Origin of the sequence: Kitasatospora sp. NPDC058965, from assembly GCF_042741245.1 — a bacterium.
Classification (GTDB): Bacteria; Actinomycetota; Actinomycetes; order Streptomycetales; family Streptomycetaceae; genus Kitasatospora.
Window position 1 is genome coordinate 45,384 of the sequence record NZ_JBHYKG010000017.1, and the last position, 6,088, is coordinate 51,471.

The window sequence follows — 6,088 nt, forward strand, 5'->3', positions numbered from 1 at the left end:
ACGGACCGGCGGGCGGCCACCCGAGCCGCCGCTGTCCACACGGGCAACGCCAGTCGAACGGCGGGCGGTACGGTCGATCGCGCGGGCGCGACTCGGCTTCACCCGCAGGAACCAAAGCCCTAGACTTCGGCGTCGCCACCAGCACGGGGGTCGGGCCGGGCCGCGGGAGGGCCGGTCGGGCATTGGTGGTCCACGGATTACTCGCTCTTGACGTTCTCTTGGTCAAGGGAAGGAAGTACGCATCATGGTTCATGACGGCTCGTCCCCCAGGGTGACCGGGCAGCTGCCCGGAGCCTCTACGCTGGGCTTCCATGAGTGTTCCCGTGTCCGCTGAGCCGTCCCAGGGAGGGCCCCGCCGCCGGGGCCTCCAGACGCTGCGTTCCCAGGCCGCCGCCGTGCCGCGCGCCTGGCTGCCGGGGGCGGTGGGCTACGCCTGCCTCCTGATCGGTCTGGTCGACATCCTCAGCGGGGTGTTCCCCAAGCTGCGCCGCACCAGGATGCACAGCTGGGCGGGACAGCTGCCCGGGACGACCACCACGCTGGCCACCGCCGGGACCCTGCTGATCGGGATCCTGCTGGTGCTGCTGGCGCACGCGCTGCGCCGCCGCAAGCGCCGCGCCTGGCGGATGGTCTGCGTGCTGCTGCCGGCCAGCGCCGCGCTGCACGTGCTGCGCTGGCACCAGGTGGGCCCGGCCGTGGTCTCGCTGGTGCTGCTCGCGGTGATGCTGGTGCACCGCCGCGAGTTCTACGCCAAGGCCGACCCGCGCACCCGCTGGCGGGCGCTGCTCAACCTGGTGGTGATGGGCAGCATCAGCCTGGGCCTCGGCTTCCTGATCGTCAGCGCCCACCCGGCCCGCGAGATGGGTCGGCCGAGCCTGCTGGCCCGGGCGCGCGAGACGGTCTGGGGCCTGTTCGGCCTGGACGGGCCGGTGCACTACCACCCGGACCGGATCGCGGACGCCGTCGGCTACTCGCTGGCCGGGCTGGGCCTGCTGACCGCCTTCTCCACCGCCTACCTGCTGCTGCGCCCGGGCAAGCCCGAGCCGGAGCTGACCGCCGAGGACGAGGGCCGGGTGCGCGCGCTGCTGGAGCGGCACGGCGCCCGCGACTCGCTGGGCTACTTCGCGCTGCGCCGGGACAAGAGCGTGCTCTTCTCGCCCACCGGCAAGGCGGCGATCTCCTACCGGGTGGTCTCCGGCGTGATGCTGGCCTCCGGCGACCCGGTCGGCGACGTCGAGGCCTGGCCCGGCGCGATCAAGGTCTTCATGGCGCACGCCCGCGAGCACGCCTGGGTGCCGGCCGTGATGGGCTGCAGCGAGGTCGGCGGCGAGGTGTGGACCCGCGAGGCGGGCCTGGACGCGCTGGAGCTGGGCGACGAGGCGATCGTGGACGCGTCCACCTTCTCGCTGGCCGGCCGGGCGATGCGCAACGTGCGCCAGATGGTCAAGCGGATCGAGCGCAACGGCTACTCCTGCCAGGTCCGCCGGGTCGGCGACCTGACGCTGGAGGAGAAGCTGCGGATCGGCGACGCGGCGGCCCGCTGGCGCGGCACCGACACCGAGCGCGGCTTCTCGATGGCGCTGGGCCGGTTCGGCGACACGGGTGACGACGACTGCGTGGTGGTCACCGCCCACAAGGCCCCGGAGGAGGGCGAACCCGAGGGCGACGACCTCAAGGCGGTGCTGCACTTCGTGCCCTGGGGCAGCGACGGCATCTCGCTGGAGCTGATGCGCCGCGACCGCGCGGCCGACCCGGGCCTGAACGAGCTGCTGATCGTCGCGGCGCTGCAGGAGGTGCCGAACCTCGGGGTGCGGCGGGTCTCGCTGAACTTCGCGATGTTCCGCTCGGCGCTCGCCCGCGGCGAGCGGATCGGCGCCGGTCCGGTGCTGCGCGCCTGGCGGGGGCTGCTGGTCTTCCTGTCGCGCTGGTTCCAGATCGAGTCGCTGTACAAGTTCAACGCCAAGTTCCAGCCCGAGTGGGAGCCGCGCTTCCTGGTCTACCCGAACACCCGGGACCTGCCGCGGATCGGCTTCGCGGCGATGCAGGCGGAGGCGTTCATCACGCTGGGCATGCCGCGGTTCGGCCGCCGGCGCCAGCGCCAGGGCCTGATGGCGGTGCCGGCCGGCACCCCCGACCAGGTGGCCCCCGCGGCCTGAGGCCGCGGGTGCGGGCACGCGGGTCGGGCGGCGGGCGGCCGATAATGGCCGCATGAACAACCCGCTGCCCGGCCTGCCCGCCCTCGACCGCTGCGCCGTGATGGGCGTCGTCAACGTCACCCCCGACTCCTTCTCCGACGGCGGGCTCTGGCTGGACCCGCGGGCCGCGGTGGCGCACGGCCTGCGGCTGACCGGGCTGGGCGCGGACCTGGTGGACGTGGGCGGTGAGTCGACCCGCCCCGGTTCGCAGCGGGTCACCGAGGCGGAGGAGCTGCGCCGGGTGCTGCCGGTGGTGCGCGAGCTGGCCGCCGCCGGGGTGGTGGTCTCGGTGGACACCATGCGGGCGAGCGTCGCCGAGCAGGCGCTGGCGGCCGGCGCGCTGCTGGTCAACGACGTCTCCGGCGGCCTGGCCGACCCCGACATGGCCCGGGTGGTGGCCGACTCCGGTGCCCCCTTCGTGGTGATGCACTGGCGCGGCCAGTCCGCCGACATGGACGCGCTGGCCGTCTACGACGACGTGGTGCGCGACGTGGTGACCGAGCTGACCGGGCGGATCGAGGCGCTGCTCGCCGCCGGGGTCAAGGAGGAGCAGCTGATCCTGGACCCCGGCCTGGGCTTCGCCAAGACGACCGAGCACAACTGGGCGCTGCTGGGAGGTTTGGACGCGCTGACCGGCTTGGGTCGCCCGGTCCTGGTGGCCGCATCGCGCAAGCGGTTCCTGGGTACGCTGCTCGCCGACCCGGAAACCGGTCAGCCGCGGCCGGCCCGGCAGCGGGACGACGCGACGGCGGCGGTCTCGGTGCTCTCGGCCAGGGCGGGCGCCTGGGCGGTCCGGGTGCACGACGTGGCCGGCACCGCGGACGCGGTCCGGGTGGTGGCCGCCTGGCAGGCCGCCGGGCCGAGCTGAGCGACGGAAGTGGGTGGTGGCGTGACTGGTGACGGCACGTTGGGCAAGGGACCGTCGGGCAACGGCGCCCCCGCCCTGGAAGCCGACCGCGAGGCGGTCCTGGCAGCGAACCAGCGGCTCTACGAGGCCCTGGAGAACGGCGACCTGGAGGCCGTCGAGGACGTCTGGCTGTCCGCGGCGGACGCCGACGACAAGACCGGCGTGGTCTGCGTGCACCCCGGCTGGCCGGTGCTGCGCGGCCGGGCCCAGGTGACCCGCTCGTACCTGCTGATCATGATGAACACGGAGTACATCCAGTTCTTCCTGACCGACGTCGAGGTCGAGGTGCAGGGCGACGTGGCCCTGGTCACCTGCACCGAGAACATCCTCTCCGGCGGCGAGTCCGAGGAGGAGGGCGAGCTGGGGCCGCTGGTCGGCGGCAAGGTGGTCTCCACCAACCTGTTCCGCCGCACCGCGGACGGCTGGCGGCTCTGGTCGCACCACGGCTCCCCGGTGCTGACCAGCGGGGACGACGAGGACGAGGAGTAGTCGGCCGGGCCGGGAATCGCAGGGCGCCGCACGGAGCTGTCCGGTGGCGAAGGTAGATTCGACGGACGACGGGCGACGGGGCTCGCCGTGCCACGATCAGGAGCAGTGATTCAGGTGCTGGACCGCGTCACCCTGCGAGGCCTGCGTGCCCGCGGACACCACGGCGTCTTCGAGCGGGAGCGGGTCGAGGGGCAGACCTTCGTGGTCGACCTGGTGCTCTACCTGGACACCCGGCCCGCCGCCTCGGGCGACGACCTCAGCCGCACGGCGCACTACGGGATCGTCGCCGAGGAGGTCACCGCGATCATCGCCGGCGAGCCGGTGGACCTGATCGAGACCCTGGCCCAGCGGATCGCCGACCAGTGCCTCAAGCACGCGGCGGTCGAGGAGGTCGAGGTCACGGTGCACAAGCCCGACGCCCCGATCACCGTGCCGTTCGACGACGTGACCATCACCATCCACCGGAGCCGCGTATGACCACGAGCGACCCGACCGCCTCGCCCACCACATTCGACCTGCAGACGCAGGTGGACAGCGTGGACGCCACCCTCTCCCGGGTGCGCACCGCGGTGCTGGCCCTGGGCAGCAACCTGGGCAACCGGCTGGAGACCCTGCAGGGCGCGGTGGACGAGCTCGGTGACACCCCCGGGGTGAAGGTCACCGCGGTCTCCGGCGTCTTCGAGACCGCCGCCGTCGGCGGCCCGGAGGACCAGCCCTCCTACTTCAACGCGGTGCTGCTGCTGCGCACCACCCTGCCGCCGCGCGACCTGCTGGAGCGGGCCAACGCGGTGGAGGACGCCTTCGGCCGCAAGCGCACCGTGCGCTGGGGCGCCCGCACCCTGGATGTGGACATCGTCAGCTACCAGGACGTGCTCAGCGACGACCCGGTGCTGCTGCTGCCGCACCCGCGCGCCCACGAGCGGGCGTTCGTGCTGGCCCCGTGGTCGGACGCGGACCCGGACGCCGACCTGCCCGGCCACGGAAAGGTGGCGGATCTGCTCGCCGGCCTCGGCGGCGCCGAGGCGCAGGACGTCCACCGCCGCACCGACATCCAGCTGCGCCTGCCGGAGTAGAGTCGATCAAGCGCCGTGGCGGCGATGGACGACCGCCGGCCTCCAGAAGGGAACCGTCGAACCAGTGAAGCCGCTGCGCCTGCGTCTGCTGCTGGGCATCTTCGTGGTCGTCGGAGCGCTGGCCTGGGCCGGCGCCAAGCTGTGGAACTCGCTCGACACGCCGCCCGGGGTGCCGACCGCCGCGCCGGTGGTGCTGGCGGTGATCGCGGTGATCCTGCTGGCCGTGGCCTTCTCGCTGCGGTCCCGGCTGAAGGCGATGCGGGAGCGGGCGCCCGGCGCCAAGCGGGTGGATCCGCTGATGGCGGCCCGGGCGGTGGTGCTGGGCCAGGCCAGCGCGCTGGTGTCGGCCGTGGTGGCCGGCATCTACGCGGGGCTGGGCATCGAGCTGCTGACCCTGCCGGACTTCGACGCGCACCGCACCGCCGTGATCACGGCGGGCCTGGCGGTGCTGGCGGCGGCCGGCGTGGTCGCCGCGGCGCTCTGGTTGCAGCACGTCTGCAAGCTGCCGGAGGACGGCGGGAACAACTCCTCCGGCAAGGGCGCCGCCCCGTCCGCGCGCTGACCGCGCGTCAGCGGGTGGGCGCTGAGCTGGGGGGCTTCGCCACGGGTCACCCCGGGCTGACAGCCGCGCTATTCGCACGCTAGTTTCTTGCACATGCCTCGCGGACGCCACCGTCACTCCTCGCTCATCGGCCGGGCCATGCCGCCCACCGCGGCCGCGGTCCTCACGGTGGCCGCGGTCGCCGCACTGCTGGTCAGTCCGGACCAGGTGGTGGTCCGCTCGGTCGGCGTGGCGGCGGTGCTCGCCGTGCTCGGCCTGGGCATGGTGCTGCGCCAGCGCGACCGGGCGGCCAAGGCCGCGGCGGAGACCGCCGCGGTGCGCCGGCTGCGCGACGAGGAGCGGTACGAGGAGCAGCTCGCCGAGGCCGAGTACGCGGCCGAGGTGGCCGAGGAGCGGGCGGCCCGGCTGGGTCGGCGGCTCACCGCGGAGAAGTCCCGGTTGGCCAAGGCGGAGACCGAGATCGCCCGGCTGCTCAAGGAGCGCGCCGTGCAGGCCGCCGAGCAGGCGCTCAAGGAGGCCGAGGCGGCCCAGCGGGCGATCGAGGCGGCCCGCCCCAAGCACCCGGTGACCCCGGTGACCTACCTGCGCGCGGCCAACGCGCTGCGCGCCCTGGAGCGGCGGGCCGAGCTGGCCCAGGCCCAGGCCGACCACCTGGCGCGCCGTCAGGCCGCCAAGCGGGCCGCGGCGGCGCTGCCGGCCGCCCCCTCGGCCGACCCGGCCGCGCTGCCCGAGGTGCGCCCCGTGCACGCCCCGGCGGTGCCGCAGTCCCGGATCGGCCGGCTGGCGCCGGCGGCCGGGGCCGGCGAGCGGGCGGCGGTGGCCGCGGCACCGGTGCGCCCGGTGCTGGCGGCGGCCGGCGAGC

The 6,088-nt window shown here is 74.4% G+C and carries 7 protein-coding genes; all 7 read left to right on the forward strand.

The window, feature by feature from the left end; all coding sequences use genetic code 11:
- Positions 1-311 precede the first annotated feature (311 nt).
- Positions 312-2,156 (forward strand): phosphatidylglycerol lysyltransferase domain-containing protein, encoded by a 1,845-nt coding sequence (locus ACFW1A_RS05430; protein ID WP_380404526.1) that lies wholly within the window; start codon positions 312-314, stop codon positions 2,154-2,156.
- 52 nt (positions 2,157-2,208) lie between these two features.
- Entirely contained in the window at positions 2,209-3,063 is an 855-nt protein-coding gene (folP, locus tag ACFW1A_RS05435) for a dihydropteroate synthase (protein WP_380404528.1), read from the forward strand.
- Positions 3,064-3,138: 75 nt separating this feature from the next.
- Positions 3,139-3,591 carry a nuclear transport factor 2 family protein gene (locus ACFW1A_RS05440; RefSeq protein WP_380404550.1) on the forward strand — a complete coding sequence of 151 codons (453 nt, stop codon included), beginning with the start codon at positions 3,139-3,141 and terminating at the stop codon, positions 3,589-3,591.
- 117 nt (positions 3,592-3,708) lie between these two features.
- Positions 3,709-4,068, forward strand: a complete 360-nt coding sequence (folB, locus tag ACFW1A_RS05445; protein ID WP_380404553.1) for a dihydroneopterin aldolase — start codon at positions 3,709-3,711, stop codon at positions 4,066-4,068.
- The gene (gene folK, locus ACFW1A_RS05450; protein WP_380404531.1) at positions 4,065-4,664 is read left to right on the forward strand and encodes a 2-amino-4-hydroxy-6-hydroxymethyldihydropteridine diphosphokinase; all 600 of its coding nucleotides are present in this window, start codon (positions 4,065-4,067) and stop codon (positions 4,662-4,664) included. Before folB ends, folK begins: the two co-directional genes overlap by 4 nt.
- Before the next feature lie 64 nt (positions 4,665-4,728).
- Positions 4,729-5,226: a DUF3180 domain-containing protein gene (locus tag ACFW1A_RS05455; RefSeq protein WP_380404534.1), complete on the forward strand. Its 498-nt coding sequence runs from the start codon at positions 4,729-4,731 to the stop codon at positions 5,224-5,226.
- A 93-nt stretch (positions 5,227-5,319) separates the two neighbouring features.
- Positions 5,320-6,088: hypothetical protein (locus ACFW1A_RS05460; protein ID WP_380404537.1), on the forward strand; the 769-nt coding region annotated here is incomplete at its 3' end.